At 34.9% G+C, this 18,031-nt stretch carries 14 protein-coding genes; 10 read left to right on the forward strand and 4 right to left on the reverse strand.

What is annotated here, in order from left to right; translation table 11 throughout:
• The first annotated feature begins 20 nt into the window (after positions 1-20).
• The 3 genes from ACQ0RB_RS07470 to ACQ0RB_RS07480 are packed head-to-tail and all read left to right on the forward strand — an operon-like array spanning position 21 to position 5,303.
• Complete coding sequence (locus tag ACQ0RB_RS07470; protein WP_430497565.1) at positions 21-2,969, forward strand: GH92 family glycosyl hydrolase; 2,949 nt, start codon at positions 21-23, stop codon at positions 2,967-2,969.
• Positions 2,970-2,988: 19 nt separating this feature from the next.
• A complete protein-coding gene (locus tag ACQ0RB_RS07475; protein ID WP_430497567.1) occupies positions 2,989-4,299 on the forward strand; it encodes a sugar MFS transporter in 1,311 nt (436 codons plus the stop codon).
• The gene (locus ACQ0RB_RS07480; RefSeq protein ID WP_335972528.1) at positions 4,296-5,303 is read left to right on the forward strand and encodes an isoaspartyl peptidase/L-asparaginase family protein; all 1,008 of its coding nucleotides are present in this window, start codon (positions 4,296-4,298) and stop codon (positions 5,301-5,303) included. The genes ACQ0RB_RS07475 and ACQ0RB_RS07480 overlap by 4 nt, the downstream gene beginning before the upstream one ends.
• A 7-nt stretch (positions 5,304-5,310) precedes the next feature.
• Here the strand turns inward: ACQ0RB_RS07480 and ACQ0RB_RS07485 are convergent, their stop codons facing one another.
• On the reverse strand, positions 5,311-6,723 hold the full coding sequence (locus ACQ0RB_RS07485) for an aldehyde dehydrogenase family protein (protein WP_430497569.1): 1,413 nt from the start codon (positions 6,721-6,723) through the stop codon (positions 5,311-5,313).
• Between the two features lie 176 nt (positions 6,724-6,899).
• Here ACQ0RB_RS07485 and ACQ0RB_RS07490 point away from each other — a divergent pair, with 176 nt between their 5' ends.
• From ACQ0RB_RS07490 to ACQ0RB_RS07500, 3 genes are all read left to right on the forward strand, one after another.
• On the forward strand, positions 6,900-7,166 hold the full coding sequence (locus tag ACQ0RB_RS07490; protein ID WP_129760939.1) for a hypothetical protein: 267 nt from the start codon (positions 6,900-6,902) through the stop codon (positions 7,164-7,166).
• Positions 7,167-7,265: 99 nt separating this feature from the next.
• Positions 7,266-10,115 carry a DNA polymerase I gene (gene polA / locus ACQ0RB_RS07495; RefSeq protein WP_430497571.1) on the forward strand — a complete coding sequence of 950 codons (2,850 nt, stop codon included), beginning with the start codon at positions 7,266-7,268 and terminating at the stop codon, positions 10,113-10,115.
• Between the two features lie 19 nt (positions 10,116-10,134).
• Complete coding sequence (locus ACQ0RB_RS07500) at positions 10,135-11,088, forward strand: bile acid:sodium symporter family protein (RefSeq protein ID WP_430497573.1); 954 nt, start codon at positions 10,135-10,137, stop codon at positions 11,086-11,088.
• Positions 11,089-11,100: 12 nt separating this feature from the next.
• On the opposite strand, the gene ACQ0RB_RS07505 is transcribed toward ACQ0RB_RS07500, so the two are convergent.
• Positions 11,101-12,057 (reverse strand): helix-turn-helix transcriptional regulator, encoded by a 957-nt coding sequence (locus ACQ0RB_RS07505; RefSeq protein ID WP_430497575.1) that lies wholly within the window; start codon positions 12,055-12,057, stop codon positions 11,101-11,103.
• A gap of 223 nt (positions 12,058-12,280) precedes the next feature.
• Between ACQ0RB_RS07505 and ACQ0RB_RS07510 the strand changes: the two genes are divergently transcribed.
• The gene (locus tag ACQ0RB_RS07510; protein ID WP_335972536.1) at positions 12,281-12,772 is read left to right on the forward strand and encodes a DinB family protein; all 492 of its coding nucleotides are present in this window, start codon (positions 12,281-12,283) and stop codon (positions 12,770-12,772) included.
• Positions 12,773-12,782: 10 nt separating this feature from the next.
• Positions 12,783-13,001 (forward strand): hypothetical protein, encoded by a 219-nt coding sequence (locus ACQ0RB_RS07515; RefSeq protein ID WP_131508791.1) that lies wholly within the window; start codon positions 12,783-12,785, stop codon positions 12,999-13,001.
• A 5-nt stretch (positions 13,002-13,006) separates the two neighbouring features.
• Here the strand turns inward: ACQ0RB_RS07515 and ACQ0RB_RS07520 are convergent, their stop codons facing one another.
• On the reverse strand, positions 13,007-14,956 hold the full coding sequence (locus tag ACQ0RB_RS07520; RefSeq protein WP_430497578.1) for a YgiQ family radical SAM protein: 1,950 nt from the start codon (positions 14,954-14,956) through the stop codon (positions 13,007-13,009).
• Between the two features lie 96 nt (positions 14,957-15,052).
• A complete protein-coding gene (locus ACQ0RB_RS07525) occupies positions 15,053-16,684 on the reverse strand; it encodes an ABC-F family ATP-binding cassette domain-containing protein (RefSeq protein ID WP_430497580.1) in 1,632 nt (543 codons plus the stop codon).
• A gap of 407 nt (positions 16,685-17,091) precedes the next feature.
• On the opposite strand from ACQ0RB_RS07525, the gene rplM reads away from it, so the two are divergent.
• Positions 17,092-17,547, forward strand: coding sequence for a 50S ribosomal protein L13 (rplM, locus tag ACQ0RB_RS07530; RefSeq protein WP_129760934.1), 456 nt, complete (start codon positions 17,092-17,094; stop codon positions 17,545-17,547).
• Positions 17,547-17,933: a 30S ribosomal protein S9 gene (gene rpsI, locus ACQ0RB_RS07535; RefSeq protein WP_129760933.1), complete on the forward strand. Its 387-nt coding sequence runs from the start codon at positions 17,547-17,549 to the stop codon at positions 17,931-17,933. The genes rplM and rpsI overlap by 1 nt, the downstream gene beginning before the upstream one ends.
• Positions 17,934-18,031 lie beyond the last annotated feature (98 nt).

The raw sequence follows: 18,031 nt of genomic DNA on the forward strand, positions 1-18,031 counted from the left end.
CTCCAATTTAATACCTCAGCATGAAACGTTGCTTTTTTATTGTTTTATTGACGTCCATTTTTTTTGGATGCACTGAAAACAAACCATTTGAACCTGCTCAAAAAGACAAATCTTTAATTTCTTATGTTAATCCGTTTATTGGTACTGGTGGTCATGGTCATACCTATCCTGGAGCAACTATGCCTTTTGGTATGATGCAACTGTCTCCAGATACGCGACTTGATGGTTGGGATGGTTGCTCTGGATATCATTATTCAGATGAATATATCTATGGCTTTTCGCATACACATTTAAGCGGAACAGGAGTTTCTGACTATGGTGACATTTTATTGATGCCAACAAACAAGGTTGCTTTTAACAATGGAGCTGATGGACAATCAGGTTACAGAGCACATTTTTCTCATGACAACGAAATTGCTGAACCAGGTTATTATAAAGTACATTTAGATTCTACTGAAATTGATGTAGAACTGACCGTTTCTAAACGAAGTGGTATACATAAATACCTATTTCCTTCTTCTGAAAATCAATATGTGATTTTAGATTTAGACCATCGCGACCAACTTTTGGACCATAAAATTCAGATGGTCGATAGTCAATCGATTAAAGGCTATAGACATTCCAAAGCTTGGGCAACAGACCAACGTTTGTTTTTTGATATGCATTTTTCAAAACCTATTGAAAGTATTTCTTATGTTGAAAATGATACTGAAGTTTCTAAAAACTACAAATACCAAAGCAAAAAGGCTGCTATAAAATTCAAAAACCCAAACAATGATCCTATTTATATTAAAATAGGTATTAGTGCAGTTGATGAAGCTGGCGCAAAACGTAATTGGGAAACTGAAATAGGAGACAAAACCTTTGACGATATTAAAACCGAAGCTCAAAACACTTGGGAGCAGCAACTAGAAAAAATTGTGGTTGAAAGCACAAATAATGACTACAAAACCAACTTTTACACAGCGTTATATCACACCATGATTGCGCCAAACTTATATCAAGATGTTGATGGAAGATATCGTGGTATGGATTTGGAAATTCATGAAACTAAAGATTTTGAGTATTACACAGTGTTCTCACTTTGGGATACCTATCGTGCAGCGCATCCGCTTTACACCATTATTGAAGAAGACCGAACGAACGATTTCATCAATACATTTTTAGCAAAATATGATGAAGGCGGCATTATGCCAATTTGGGATTTAAGCGCTAATTACACAGGTTGTATGATTGGGTATCATGCAGTTTCTGTAATTGCTGATGCTTACTTAAAAGGGATTCGTGGGTACAACACCGAAAAAGCTTTTGAAGCCATGAAGCACAGTGCGACACGAGATAAGTTAGGATTGAAAAGCTACAAAGAACTTGGATTTATTCCTGTAGAAGAAGAAAGTGAATCGGTTTCAAAAACTTTGGAATATGCCTATGACGACTGGACCATTGCTCAAATGGCAAAAGCCATGAACAAAACCGAAGACTACAAAACCTATACGGAACGCGCGCAATATTACAAAAACAGTTACGACCCAGAAACCAAATTTATGCGTGGTCGTTTTAGAAATACATGGTTTGCGCCTTTTGATCCTTATGAAGTAAACTTCAATTATACCGAAGCTAACTCTTGGCAATACAGTTTTTATGTGCCGCAAGATATTTCTGGGTTTATGAACTTATTAGGCGGAAAAGACAAACTCGAAACCCAATTAGACACGTTATTTACTACCAATGATAAAACTTCTGGACGTCATCAAGTAGACATCACAGGCCTCATTGGTCAATATGCACATGGTAATGAACCAAGTCATCACATGGCTTACCTATATAATTTTGTAAATAAACCGCATAAAACTCAAGAACGCGTTCACCAAATTTTAACCGAATTGTACACCAACACACCTGATGGTATTTCCGGTAATGAAGATTGTGGACAAATGAGCGCATGGTATGTGTTTTCATCAATGGGATTCTATCCTGTGACTCCAGCAAGTAATCAATACATTATTGGCACACCTTTATTTGACAAAGCCACAATCAATATGGAAAATGGCAAGCAATTTAATGTTATTGCTACCAATCTAAATGATAAAAACATTTACATTGAGCATGTTTACCTCAACGGAAAATCGCTTGACAGAACATTTATTTATCATCATGAAATTGCAGAAGGTGGCACATTGGAATTTAAAATGACCGACAATCCAGCTGTTTGGGGAAGTCGAGAAGGACAAGAACCTAAAACAAGCATTGACGAACATCTCGTTGTTCCAGTGCCTTTCATTGCAAAAGGTGATGTTGCTTTTAAAGGTGAAACCGAAGTTGTTTTAGAAAATGTAGATGATGAAGCTTCTATTTTTTATAGTTTGAATGATGAAGATTTCAAATTATACGATGCGCCTTTTACAATTTCAGAAGCTACAAACTTGAAAGTGTATTCAGAAAAAAACAAAACCAAAAGCGCAACGGTTGAAACCAAGTTTTATAAAATAGACCCTAACCTTTCTATTACACTTGAAACCGAATACGCCAACCAATATAATGGTGGTGGTAATGATGCCTTAATTGATGGTATTCTTGGAACTCAAGATTTTAGAACTGGTACTTGGCAAGGATATCATAATACTGATTTAATAGCAACCATAGATTTAGGAAAAGAAACCCTTGTTAATCTGGTTACCATAAACTTCCTGGAAGACCAACGCTCTTGGATATTTTATCCTACTGAAGTTACTTGTTTTGGCTCCAATGACGGTAAAACATTTACACCTATTGATTCACCTCTCGTATTAGAAAACATTTCTCCAAATGAAAACGTAGAAATCAAACAATTTCACTTTAAACAAGTGCCAAAAAAATACCGTTATATAAAAATAAAAGCCAAGACACTAGGAGAACTCCCAAAATGGCATTTAGGTCACGAACACGACGGAAGAAGCTGGCTATTTGCTGATGAAATTACTATTAAATAAAACTAACTAACATTTAATCATGACCCAACAAAAATCCTATCGCTCATCATTCATTCTACTTACTGTATTATTTTTCCTTTGGGGATTTATAACAGTTTTAGTCGATTCACTTATACCTCGACTAAGAGAGCTTTTCACACTCACCTACTTTCAAGCAGGTATGGTTCAATTTGCGTTTTTTGGTGCCTTTTTCTTACTGTCAATTCCTGCGAGTTATATCCTCTCAAAAATTGGTTATAAAAAAGGAATTATTCTAGGCTTGGTTACTATGGCATTAGGCTGCTTGTTGTTTTATCCTGCGGCATCCTATCGTGTATTCGGAATATTTATGTTGGCTTATTTTATTTTAGCTGGAGGCATTACCATTTTACAGGTAGCAGCAAACCCGTATGTTGCAGTTTTGGGTTCAGAAGATGGTGCATCTAGTCGATTAAATTTATCACAAGCCTTCAATTCATTAGGAACTGCAATTGCTCCTGCCATTGGTGCATTGTTCATTTTAAGTGATAAAATTAAAACCAAAGACGAAATAGATGCCTTGGTTGGCACTGCCAAAGAACAATATTTAATTGCTGAAGCTTCAGCTGTTCAAACACCTTTTATTGGTTTAGCGTTATTTATCGTACTTATTGCTGTCTATTTCTTTTTTGCTAAACTCCCAAAACTTATTAGCGAAACCGAAACAGGGACTTATAAAAATGCCTTAAAACAGAAAAACCTTATGCTTGGTGTATTTGGTATTTTCTGTTATGTAGGAGCCGAAGTTGCCATAGGTAGTTACTTGGTAAATTATTTCATGGATATGAATTTAGTATCACTCATCAAAGAAGAAGGGTTTATGAAATCAATCGCTGAATCACTATTAAATTCTGGTTTAGCTGAAAAAGATGACAAAGCAGTTGTTGGTGTATTTGTTACCTTTTATTGGTCAGGTGCTATGATTGGTCGTTTTATAGGTTCCTACTTAACTAAAATCATTAACCCTGGAAAAGTACTTGGTATATTTGCAACTTGTGCTGTTGCTTTAATCTTGATATCTATTAGCACAACAGGGTTGATCTCCATGTGGAGTATTTTAGCTGTAGGATTATTCAATTCTATTATGTTCCCTACCATTTTCACATTGGCTATTGATGGTATTGGGTCATTAAAACCAAAAGGTTCAGGTCTTTTATGTACTGCTATTGTTGGTGGCGCTATTATTCCGCCTGCATACGGATTTCTAACAGATAACATCGGATTTAAACCTGCTTTGTTTTTGGTGATTTGTGCTTATGCCTACATCTTGTATTATGGTTACCGAAACTCTAAAAAAACTTTTAATCTATGAAACGCAGACACTTTATAAAAAATGCTTCACTTACTGGAGTTGGATTAACCGTTGGTTCATCAATAATTGCATGTGCTCAAGAGAATTCAAAAACCGAAAAAACTTCAGTTGTTGCAAACCCGAAAGCATCACTTCCATTAGTTATTGCTACTTGGAATGTACCTAATGCTACTTCAAAAGCTTGGGAAACTCTAAAAAATGGAGGTTCTGCATTAGATGCCGTTGAAAAAGGCTGCATGGTTGAAGAAGCTGATGTCAATAATACTTCCGTAGGAAAAGGCGGTTTACCAGATCGTGATGGTCACGTAACTTTAGATGCTTGTATTATGGACAAGCATGGTAATTGCGGTTCAGTAGTATATCTTGAAAATATTGTACATGCTGTTTCAGTAGCTCGTAAAGTTATGGAAGACACACCACATGTTATGCTTGCTGGAAAAGGCGCTGAACAATATGCCTATGAATTAGGAATGCCAAAGGACAACTTACTAACGGAATCATCAAAAAAAGCTTGGGAGGAATGGAAAGTAAAAAGCGAGTACAAACCTATTATTAATATTGAAAATCACGATACTATTGGTATGCTTGCTATTGATGAAAATGGCGATATTTCTGGTGCCTGTACAACAAGTGGTCTTGCTTATAAAATGGCTGGTCGTGTTGGTGATAGCCCAATAATTGGTTCTGGTTTATTTGTAGACAACGAAATTGGTGCTTGTGTAGCTACTGGATTGGGTGAAGAAGTTGTAAAAACAGTTGGTAGCTTTCTGGTGGTTGAACTGATGCGCCAAGGCAAATCGCCGCAAGAAGCTTGTGAAGAAGCTATAAATCGTATTGTTAGTAAACCGAATAGTAATTACAAGGATTTTCAGGTTGGGTACATTGCTGTAAACAAACAAGGAGAAACAGGAAGTTATTCTATTCATAACGGTTTTAGTATGACGAAATTTCAAAATGGAGAGAATACCAATCAAACATCTAATCATTTTATAAAAACAGAATAAGCACTTTTTAAAACCATTTAATAGTTAAGTCTACTAATTTCTGCTTAAAGTTATTGTAAGGAGGCATTAGTAAATCTACAGCTCCAATAGTATGTTGTTTTAATACAGATCGTTGATTGGTAAATTCCAAAAAGCCAAAATACCCATGCGATTTTCCAATTCCGCTATTATTTGAGCCTCCAAAAGGCAAATTATGATTTAAAAACTGTAACAAATTGTGGTTAACACAAGTACTTCCTGCTCTTGTGTTATTAATAATGTGTTTTATAGTCTTCTTATTTTTACTGAAAACATATAAGGCAAGCGGCTTTTCTTTTGAATTAATATAGTCGATAACCTCATCTATATTACTATAGGTTTTTACTGGAAGAATTGGTCCAAAAATTTCGTTTTTCATTAGCGCACTATCTTCAGAAGCATCAAAAACTAAAGTAGGTTCTATATAATTATCTTCTTCTTTATAGCTTCCTCCTATTTCTATAGTTGCATTTTTTAATGATGCATCTTCTAAATAAGACTTTAATCGTTCAAAATGTTTTCTGTTTACTATCCTAGCCAAAGAGTTGGACTCAGAGGCTTTTTCTGAATAGAATTCATCTAAATGCTGTTTAAAACTTGCTATAAATGCTGTTTTAATAGTTTCGTTTATGAATACATAATCTGGAGCAATACAGGTTTGACCAACATTCATGAATTTTCCAAAAATTATTTTCTTCACCACTTTATCCAAATTGGTGGTATCATCAATTATGGTTGGCGATTTACCTCCAAGTTCTAAAGTTACTGATGTTAAATGCTCCGAAGCTGCTTTCATTACTATTTTACCAACTTGTGGAGAACCTGTAAAAAAGATATGATTAAAAGGTAGCTTTAAAAGTTCCTGAGAAACTTCTACTTCTCCTTCAACTAGCGCAATTTCATTATCGTCAAACAGCTCCTCAATTATATCACTCATCACTTTAGAGGTATGAGGTGTCATTTCGCTAGGTTTTAAAATCACAGTATTGCCTGCTGCTATTGCAGAGACTAACGGTCCAAAAGTAAGATTGACAGGAAAATTCCATGGTGAAATAATTAAACAAACACCTTTTGCCTCGTTTTTAATGTATGATGAGCTTCCTAAAAGAGAAATGGGTGTTTCTACTTTTTGAGGCTTTAACCAAGATTTCAGATTTCGTTTTACGAAATTAATTTCATCGATAACAGGATATATCTCAGTTAAGTCAGTTTCTAACTGTGGTTTCTTGAAGTCACTATACAATGCATCTCTAAGCCTTTGTTTATAGGTAAACTCTAATGCGTTCTTTAAACGGTTAAGTTTCTTAATACGTGCTTTGTATGTTGTATTACCAACAGAAAACTGATTGATTTTCTGACTGTTAAACAGATTTAAATAGGTGTTTTCACTCTTATTTACCATTTCTAAACAACGTTTTTATTGGGCTCAAAGCTCATTTTGTGCATTTCACCGATGTTTTTTACCATGCTTTTCATCTTATCTAGTAATCGACTGTTTTCATCTAAAATATTTAAACTAGCCTTAAATGTTACGTTTCTTTGACAAGAATTTTAAAATAAACCCTTTATAACAAGGTCATGAAAAAAGTTTTAATATTTTTAGTTTTTTTAAGTTTACCTCTACTTTCTGTAGGACAAAATGATATCGCTACTAACAAAAATAGTGATACTATTGAAACTACAACTAAGAAAGAAGATACTCAGTCTAAAAAAGAGACTACAGATAGTTCTAAATTCAAATCAGAATTAATGAACTTAAACCACAAAAAAAGCAATGATATTATTAGTATTAAAGCTTACAGAAAAAGTTTACAAATAAAAGTAAAGACCATAAAGCTTTGCTAGAATAAATAAAGATTATAAAAAAAGCCGAAACAATTGTTTCGGCTTTTTTTATTAGTATTCTTAAGTTTTGTAGTTTTATAGACTTCAAAATTTCAAAAAATGTCAGACCAAAAACGTCTTTTCCTAGTCGATGCTTACGCGTTAATTTTTCGTGGGTATTACGCCTTTATTAAAAATCCAAGAATCAACTCAAAAGGTATCGATACATCTGCCATTATGGGTTTTATGAATTCGCTTTTAGATGTGATAAAACGCGAGCGTCCAGACCATTTAGCTGTATGTTTTGATAAAGGTGGAAGTACAGATCGCGTGGAAATGTTTGAGGCTTACAAAGCCAATCGCGACGAAACGCCAGAAGCCATAAAAGTTGCCGTTCCATACATTCAAGAAATTTTAAAAGCGATGCATATTCCTATTATGGTGAAGGAAGGCTATGAAGCCGACGACGTTATAGGAACCTTATCAAAACAAGCCGAAAAACAAGGTTACCAAACCTTTATGGTAACGCCTGATAAGGATTTTGCGCAGTTAGTATCTGAAAACATTTTTATGTACCGACCAAAATCGTTTGGTGGTGGTTACGAAACTTGGGGCATTCCAGAAGTGCAGAAAAAATTTGAAGTTGAAGATCCGTTACAGGTAATTGATTTCTTAGGAATGATGGGAGATTCCAGCGACAACATCCCAGGTTTACCTGGTGTTGGTGAGAAAACCGCGAAAAAATTCTTGAAAGCCTACGGAAGTATGGAAGGTTTGTTTGAAAACATCCACGAGCTGAAAGGGAAAATGAAAGAGAAGGTAGAAGCTAACCAAGAATTAGGTTTGCTATCGAAAAAACTGGCAACCATAATGCTTGATGTTCCGGTAGAATTTGATGAAAAAGATTTTGAAATGTGCGACCCAGATATTGAAGCTGTAAAAACCATTTTTCAAGATTTAGAGTTTAGACGACTTACTGAAAATTTCTTAAAAACTTTTGCCGCAGAAGACACTCAAGTAACTGCTGAAACAACATCGAAAACAGAGGAAAAAGCAAAACCAAAAACAACCTCAACGGCTGGCGCAGGACAATTTTCTCTATTTGGTGGTGATGTTAATGAAACAGATACTGAAACAAGTTCAGCATCGCACATCCGAAAAACTGCAGAAAACACAAGCCATTTTTACCAAAGCGTCGCTTCTGGTATGGCAACAAAACTCTTCATTAAAAATTTAATGAACCAAACTTCGGTGTGTTTTGATACCGAAACTACAGGTTTAAATCCGTTAACTGCAGAATTGGTTGGCATTGCATTTTCATGGGAAGTTGGCAAAGGCTTTTACCTGCCATTTCCAGAAGATAAAACCGAAGCGCAAGCTCTAATCGAAGAGCTACGTCCGTTTTTTGAAAGTGAATCCATTGAGAAAATCGGTCAGAATTTAAAATACGATATTAAAGTTTTAGCCAAATACAACATTGAGGTAAAAGGCAAATTGTTTGATACCATGTTAGCGCATTACCTCATCAATCCAGATATGCGCCACAATATGGATGTTTTGGCGGAAACCTATTTGAATTATACACCAATTTCTATTGAAACCTTAATTGGCAAAAAAGGCAAAAATCAGCTTTCAATGCGCGATGTTCCTTTGGAAAAACAAACCGAATATGCGGTTGAAGATGCCGACATTACCCTTCAATTAAAAGAACATTTTCAAAATGAATTAGGCGAAGCCAATACCCAAACCTTGTTTGATGATATTGAAATTCCGTTACTGCGCGTTTTAGCAGCTATGGAATTGGAAGGCATTAATTTAGATAAAGACTTTTTAGCGTCACTAGCTGAGCAACTAAACAATGATATTGCTACACTTGAAAAGCGCATTTACGACGCTGCTGGCGAAGAATTCAACATTGCATCACCTAAACAATTGGGTGTTATTTTGTTTGAAAAAATGAAGCTTGTCGACAAACCTAAAAAGACCAAAACTGGGCAATATTCTACTGCAGAAGATGTCTTGAGTTATTTGGCTAAAGACCATGAAATCATTCAAAACATTCTTGATTTTAGAGGTTTAAGCAAACTTAAAAGCACTTATGTTGATGCGTTACCGCTTCAGGTTGAAGAAACCACAGGACGCGTACACACCGATTATATGCAAACCGTTGCAGCTACTGGTCGATTAAGTAGTAACAACCCAAACTTACAAAACATTCCTATTCGTACCGAGCGCGGTCGTCAAGTGCGAAAGGCGTTTATTCCGCGAAGCGAAAATTACACCCTTTTAGCTGCCGATTATTCTCAAATTGAATTACGTATTATCGCTGCTTTAAGTGAAGAAGAAACCATGATTGAAGCCTTTAACAACGGTGAAGATATTCACGCTTCAACCGCTGCAAAAGTGTTTAATGTGGCTATTGAAGAGGTCACGCGTGAACAACGTAGTAACGCAAAAACTGTAAACTTCGGTATTATTTATGGTGTTTCTGCTTTCGGATTAAGCAATCAAACTAATTTATCTCGCGGTGAAGCCAAAGAGTTAATTGACACGTATTACGAAACCTATCCGAAGCTAAAAAACTACATCAGTAAGCAAGTCGATTTTGCACGCGATCATGGTTATGTACAAACGGTTTTAGGCCGTCGCAGATATTTAAAAGACATCAATTCTAGAAACGCGGTTGTTCGTGGTGCAGCCGAACGAAATGCGGTAAATGCGCCAATTCAAGGTAGTGCTGCCGACATTATTAAACTCGCTATGATTGCCATTTACAATAAACTTGAAGCTGGAAATTATAAAACAAAAATGCTACTGCAAGTGCACGATGAATTGGTTTTCGACGTTTATAAACCAGAACTGGAAACCATTTCAACCTTAATTAAAACCGAAATGGAAAACGCTTACAAACTAGCTGTACCGTTAGATGTTGAGTTGGACATGGGTAACAACTGGCTTGAGGCGCATTAAAATTTTAATCTTTTTTAATTTGAAAATAGACAAGTTTGTTCTTGCTATTATAATTGTTGTTATAACAGCATATGTGTATCCTTATTTGGGTGCTGGTGAAAGCGCAAAAGTTTTAAACACGCTGAGCAGTATTGGTATTTCACTCATCTTTTTTTTCTACGGATTAAAATTGAGTCCAGAACAGATAAAATTGGGCTTAAAAAACTGGAAATTACATGTGCTTATTCAAAGTATAACGTTTGTAGTTTTCCCTTTAATTGTGCTGGCAGTGCAACCCTTTATTTCTTCCGATAATAAATCGTTGTGGTTAGCTTTTATGTTTTTGGCAGCTTTACCTTCAACCGTTTCGTCCTCAGTGGTTATGGTATCTATTGCAAAGGGTAACATTCCTGCTGCTATTTTTAATGCGAGTATTTCGGGACTAATTGGAGTTGTGCTCACACCACTTTGGATTGGTTTTTTTATGACTTCTACCAATACCGATTATAGTTTAATCGATGTTTATCAAAAATTGCTGTTAGAAATTTTAGCGCCTGTTATTCTTGGTTTATTGTTACGACGTTTTTTAGGTGCTTTCGCATTAAAATACAGTAAAAAAATAACACTGTTTGATAAAAGCGTGATTTTATTAATTATCTATAAAAGTTTTTCAAAATCCTTTTTAGACCGCATTTTCGACAACTTAAGTATTATCAACTTAATTGGAGTTTTTCTTCTGGCTGTTGTATTGTTTTGGCTCGTATATTTTTTAATAGGATTTATAAGTAAAAAACTGAATTTTACTATTGAAGATCGCATTACAGCTCAATTTTGTGGCACAAAGAAATCGTTAGTTCATGGTACGGTATTTTCGAAAATACTATTTCATAACGCTTCTTTTTTAGGCGTTATTTTACTACCAATTATGATGTTTCACGCCTTTCAAATTGTAGCTATAAGCGTTATTGCTTCAAAACATTCTAAACGGAATTAAGTGTTGTTTGAATTAAAGTTTAGAAATAGCCTTTTCTAGAATACTTTTTATCTGATGCTTTAAACTTTCAGGTTCTATGATTTTTGCATAATCTGAAAACACGATATACCATCTTGGAAAACCATGTTCTACATAAGGTGTTAAGAATGTCATTTCAACATAATTGCCTTTTACTTTTTCGGATACAAATCCGTGTTGCCATTTGCTATTGTTTATAAATCGAACAACAGATTTATCCACTTGTATAACTACTTTTGTTTTTTCTACGTCATTCAATTTATTACGGTAATCATCTAAGGTAATGTGCTCTCTGGTAAAACTATGTTGGGTCGGTTTTATGGCTTGCATTCTATCGGTTCTAAATTGTCTGTAATCCTTCCGAAGATGACAAAAGCCCAAAACATACCAAAATCCAGTTTCGTGATAGATGCCAACAGGCTCAACAAAGCGTTCGGTAGGTATTTCATTGTTAAGCGCCTGATATTTTAGATGTACTTGACGCTTTTCTGCAATACTTTCAAAAAGTACTTCAAGCGCATTGGGCAAATCATCATTAAATAGTTTATGAGATGGATCGACTAATATTTGAGATTCTAAAGCAGAAATCCAGTCTTTTTCACGCCCACGTAATACAGATTTCAACTTCAGCATTGCAGATTCGTAGTAATTTCCTAGTGATTTATCTACAAACTTTTGCATCAACTTTTCGGCTGCAACAAAACTACCAGCTTCTTCGCGTGTAAACATTACAGGTGGCAAACGATACCCTTCCATTATAGAATAACCAACACCTGCTTCACTAATAATAGGCACACCAGAAGCCTCTAGCGTACGAATATCGCGATAAATGGTTCGTAAACTTACCTGAAATCTATCGGCTAATTCTTGTGCTTTTACAATGCGTTTGGATTGTAATTGAATAAGTATGGCTACAATTCTATCAAAACGTTTTACAGTGTCTAAACTCATAATGCTGTAACATATATCCCAAAGATAGGTTTTCAGGTTGAAGTTTGTATTTAATTTACCCTTCAACATAATTATTAATCATTAATAAGACACAAAAATAGATGTGGTGTATGACAAGGGTTTGTCAGTTGAAATTTTTTAAAACTTTATTTTTTACTACTGACACAAAGCTGTCACTATGCACTTGTAATTTTGATTTCAAATAACAAGAACATCAAAAAACATGGAAACAAACACCAACACTACATTACAAACAGTAATTACACCTGAAGAATTATTAGCGCAATGGCAAGGACATCGTAACTTAACTCGACGAGTTATTGAAGCTTTTACAGAAAAAGACTTATTCAATTTTTCAATAGGTGGCATGCGTCCTTTCTCTGAAATGATTGTTGAACTATTAGCTATTGCAGCACCTGGTATCAAAGAAATTGTTACTGGTAAAACTGCAGCGTTTAATGAAGACATAAACCATGAAAATAAGAAGGCAAAACTACTTGAACTTTGGGATAAAACAACCGAAGATATCAATACATATTGGGCGCAAATAAAGCCAGAACAATTTCATGATACTATTAAAAGTTTTGGTGAATATGAAGGTACTGTTTGGTCTTCTATTTTTTATTTCATTGACAATGAAATTCATCATCGCGGACAAGCCTATGTGTATTTACGTGCTTTAAATATTGAACCACCTTTCTTTTACGAACGCTAAAATTTACAGCATGAATTCTGTTTTGGTCTTTAAAACATCTATCACTTCAAATCGTGAAATTAAACAGTTAAAGCCTGTTTTAAATAGCTTAATTGCCAAAAATGGATATTGGAATTTTGACTTGGAAGATTGTGACAATATCTTCCGAGTTGAAACCAAAACCATTACACCTTATGCTATTTCACAGGCCTTTAAAAGTCTTGGCTTTTATTGCGAAGAATTGGATTAGAAAACCTATTTACGTTTTCTCTTCTTATACTTGACCTTATTTTTTCTTTGATTAAAAGGCACAGCATCGTTAAAGGTGTTTTTAGTTTTACCAGGTTTATTTTTACGCCATTTTTCATCTTTTTTAGGCAATAAAACATCAAGTAAATCTTGTCTTCCTAATTTATTAAGCGTGTTTTTAATCCAAGCTTTATTTTCATCTTTATACCAAAAGAAAAAACGGTGTTGTTCGTCTTTTTCCTTTCTGGTTTTTGGAGTATTTACTTTCTTTAAAGTGTATGGATGATAACCAGAGTAATAAATTACTGTAGCAACTGTCATAGGTGTTGGCGTAAATCCTTGCACTTGCTCTAACTGAAAGCCCATATCTTTAGTTTCAGCGGCAAGATTTGCCATATCTTCAACTTCGCAAGCTGGATGATTTGAAATGAAATAAGGAATTAACTGTAAGTTCAGTTTATTCTTGATATTAATTTTATCAAAGCGTTCTTTAAACTTATGGAAATAACTAAACGATGGTTTTCGCATTAATTTTAATACTGGATCACTAGTATGTTCTGGCGCTACTTTAAGGCGACCAGAAACATGCTTTGTCATCACTTCTTCGGTATAATCGTCTAACTCTTTAGGATCTGCGTTTTTATTGAATTCTGGCACCAACATATCGTGTCTAATTCCAGATCCGATAAACGATTTTTTTACCTTAGGATGGCTATCAACTGCTTGATATAATTCGGTTAGTGGTTTGTGAGACGTATCTAAATTACTACAAATTACTGGCGAAATACAACTTGGCGCGACACATTTATCGCATATAGCTTGCACCTTACCTTTCATTTGGTACATATTGGCACTTGGTCCGCCAATATCAGATAAATAGCCTTTAAAATCTGGCATATTCGCCACTTTATCAACTTCTCTTAATATAGACTCTTTACTACGACTCGCTATAAATTTTCCTTGATGTGCCGAAATGGTACAAAAACTACATCCACCAAAACAACCACGATGAATATTTATAGACGTTTTTATCATCTCGTAAGCAGGAATTGGTCCACGCTTATTGTATTTTGGATGCGGTAAACGCGTGTAAGGCAAATCGAAAGAGGCATCAATTTCGGCTTCCGTCATTGTGGGATACGGCGGATTTATCATCAGCATCTTATTACCTACTTTTTGAAAAATTCGTCTTGCAGCCAATTTATTAGACTCTTGCTCTATCACTTTAAAGTTAGAAGCATAAGCTTTTTTGTCTTTTAAACAGGTTTCGTGTGAGGCGATTTCAACATCTTCCCAATTTTTATTTTTTGGGATATCGTTTTCATCATTAATAAGAATTGCCGTTTGGTTTACCGTATTAATACTATTAAAAGGTACACCACGTTCTAGTAAACGGACAATTTCACGAAGTGGTTGTTCGCCCATTCCGTACACCAACATATCGGCTTTAGAGGTTTCTAAAATGGTTGGCATTAATTGGTCGCTCCAATAATCGTAATGTGTTACACGACGTAAAGAGCCTTCAATACCTCCAATTAAAACTGGTGTATCTGGCCATTTATCTTTTAAAATTTTACTGTAAACGGTTGATGCGTAATCTGGTCTAAAACCTATTTCGCCATTTGGTGTGTAGGCATCTTTATCGCGACGCTTTTTATTGGCGTTGTAGTTGCTAATCATAGGATCCATACAACCACCAGTAACACCGAAGAACAAACGCGGTTTACCTAACTTAACAAAATCCTGAAGATTATCGTTAACGTTAGGTTGTGGCACGATAGCGACTTTTAGTCCGAAACTTTCTAACAAACGTCCAATTACTGCTGGACCAAAGGTTGGATGATCTACATAGGCATCACCGCTAAATAGGATAACGTCAAGTTCTTCCCATCCGCGAATTTTCACCTCTTTGTTTGTGGTAGGCAACCAACTAGAAAGTCTTAATTCTTCTTGCATAACTGCACAAAGGTAAATAGAAATTACTACTTAATTGCAAACACACCTGTTAAACCACACAAATGCAACACAATAGCAGTATATTTTAGTAAAAAATTATAAATCGAGGGCTTTAATATTTTCTATACGATTACGTTCTAGGAAATCATCAATAGTTTCAAAATGTTCAATAACACGTTGATTTTTAAATTCGAAAACTTTTTTTGATAAACCTTGAAGAAAATCACGGTCGTGAGATACTAAAATTAAGGTACCATCAAATTCTTTTAAAGCCTCTTTTAAAACATCTTTCGATTTTAAATCGAGATGATTGGTTGGCTCATCCAGAATCAACAAGTTTACAGGTTCTAGTAGTAACTTCACCATGGCTAACCTCGTTTTTTCACCACCAGAAAGCACAGCAACTTTTTTATCGATATCGTCGCCTTTGAACATAAAACGACCTAAAATATTTTTTATTTGCGTACGAATATCACCTTTAGCGACTTCATCAACCGTTTGAAAAATAGTTAAGTTTTCATCTAAAAGTGCTGCTTGGTTTTGAGCAAAATAACCCACTTGAACATTGTGTCCTAATGAGCAAGTACCTTCTACATCAATTTGCCCCATAATGGCTTTTATCATCGTTGATTTTCCTTCACCATTTCTACCAACAAAACACACTTTTTCGCCACGCGCAATCGACATATTTGCATTTTTAAACACCACATGCTCATCATACGATTTAGACACATCCTTTACCGTTACAGGATAATCTCCCGAACGCTGTGTTTTTGGAAAACGCAGTTTTAAAGCTGAAGTATCAACATCGTCAACCTCAATAATTTCTAACTTTTCAAGCATTCGCTCTCTCGATGCCACCTGATTGGTTTTAGAGTAGGTACCTTTAAAACGCTCAATAAACGCTTGGTTGTCCGCTATAAATTTTTGTTGTTCTTGATAAGCTTTAATTTGATGCGCTCTTCTATCTTCACGCAACTGTAAATAATGCGAATAGTTGGCTTTGTAATCGTAAATACGACCCATGGTTACTTCAATAGTTCGGTTTGTAATATTATCTACAAACGCTCTATCGTGCGAAATCACGACCACTGCTTTTGCCTTATTCACTAAAAAATCTTCTAGCCAAATTACCGACTCAATATCAATATGGTTAGTTGGCTCATCAAGTAGAATTAAATCGGGTTTTTGAAGTAAAATTTTCGCCAATTCAATTCGCATACGCCATCCACCTGAAAACTCGCTTGTTGGTTTATTAAAATCTTCAGGTTTAAAACCTAAACCTTTCAACGCTTTTTCAACTTCCGCAGTGTAATTTACTTCTTCTAAAGCATAATATTTTTCACCCAAATCTGATACGCGCTCAATGATTTTCATATACTCATCAGATTCATAATCGGTTCGTGTTTCAAGCTGCTTGTTTAGAGCTTCCATTTCATCACGCATTTCAAAAATGTGACTAAATGCTTTAGATGTTTCTTCTAAAACAGACGTGTCATCTTCAGTTAGTAAATGCTGAGGCAAGTAAGCAATTACAGCATCTTTTGGCGCTCGCACATGTCCTTTAGTAGGGTTTTGTACACCTGCAATAATTTTCATCATTGTAGATTTTCCAGCACCATTTTTACCCATAAGGGCAATTTTATCATTTTCATTTATAGTAAAAGACACATCACTAAATAAGGTGTGACCACTAAATTCTACAACTAAATTATCTACAGAAATCATAGCTTTAATTTTAAAGGCGCAAAACTACTAAAAGCCGAAAGATAAATCTTTGATTTTTTTGAAGTAATGTTAGTTTTTACGGTATTACATATAAAACATTAATAAAAACACTCAAAACCTCTAAGAAAATTGACATTATAATGTTTGGTATACTTTAAATAATCAATCAAAAATCACCTCTTATTTTAAACATTTGTATATCAAAACTATTCTATAATTATATGAATAGAAAAACCTATAAATGACAAATTGCAACCTAGTATAAAACAAACCTTAATTCAACCTTTTTAAACAGCCTGATTTTCAACGAAAAAAAACATCTAATTAGAATTTGGTAATCAAATATATAATCGTAAATTTGCAAACTCTTTTTGAGAGAAGAATGTTTAATTATTAAATTAGAAAGTGTGGACACATTAAGCTACAAAACAGTTTCAGCAAATAAAGCCACTGTAAATAAGGAGTGGGTTTTAGTTGATGCTGAAGGACAGACTTTAGGTCGCTTAGCTTCTAAAGTTGCAAAACTTTTAAGAGGTAAGCATAAACCTAACTTTACACCACACGTTGATTGCGGAGACAATGTAATTGTTGTTAACTCTGAAAAAATCAACTTAACGGGAAACAAGTGGAACGACAAAACTTACATTCGTCACACAGGTTATCCAGGTGGTCAAAGAAGTTTATCTGCTACAGAAATGTTTGGAAAAGATCCAGCAAGATTAGTAGAAAAATCAGTAAAAGGAATGTTGCCTAAAAACAAATTAGGCGCAGATTTATTCCGTAACCTAACAGTTGTTGTTGGTACTGAGCATGCTCATGAAGCTCAAAAACCAAAAGCAATTAACTTAAACGAATTCAATTAATGGAAGTAATTCACAAAATCGGCCGTAGAAAGACGGCTGTTGCTCGTGTGTATGTTGCCCAAGGAAAAGGAAACATCACGATTAACAAAAAAGACATGGCGGTTTATTTTCCTACTGCAACTTTACAGTACAAAGTAAACCAACCTTTAGCTATGACTAACAATGATGGCAACTTTGATATTACAGTAAATGTATATGGAGGTGGCATAACAGGTCAAGCTGAGGCAATCCGTTTAGCATTATCTCGTGCTATGTGCGAAGTAGATGCTGACAACAGAGGTATTTTAAAACCTGAAGGTTTATTAACTAGAGACCCAAGAATGGTAGAGCGTAAGAAATTCGGACAGAAGAAAGCTCGTAAGAAATTCCAGTTCTCTAAACGTTAAAATCCCCAACTTGATTTCGGGATCTGTATTTACAGTTTTACAATCAAGTTATTTAAAACATTTAAACCAGTTATTGTTGCCCATGACCTTTGTGTCAG

The sequence above is a fragment of the Gaetbulibacter sp. PBL-D1 genome (genome assembly GCF_050509525.1).
Taxonomy (GTDB): Bacteria; Bacteroidota; Bacteroidia; order Flavobacteriales; family Flavobacteriaceae; genus Gaetbulibacter_B; species Gaetbulibacter_B jejuensis.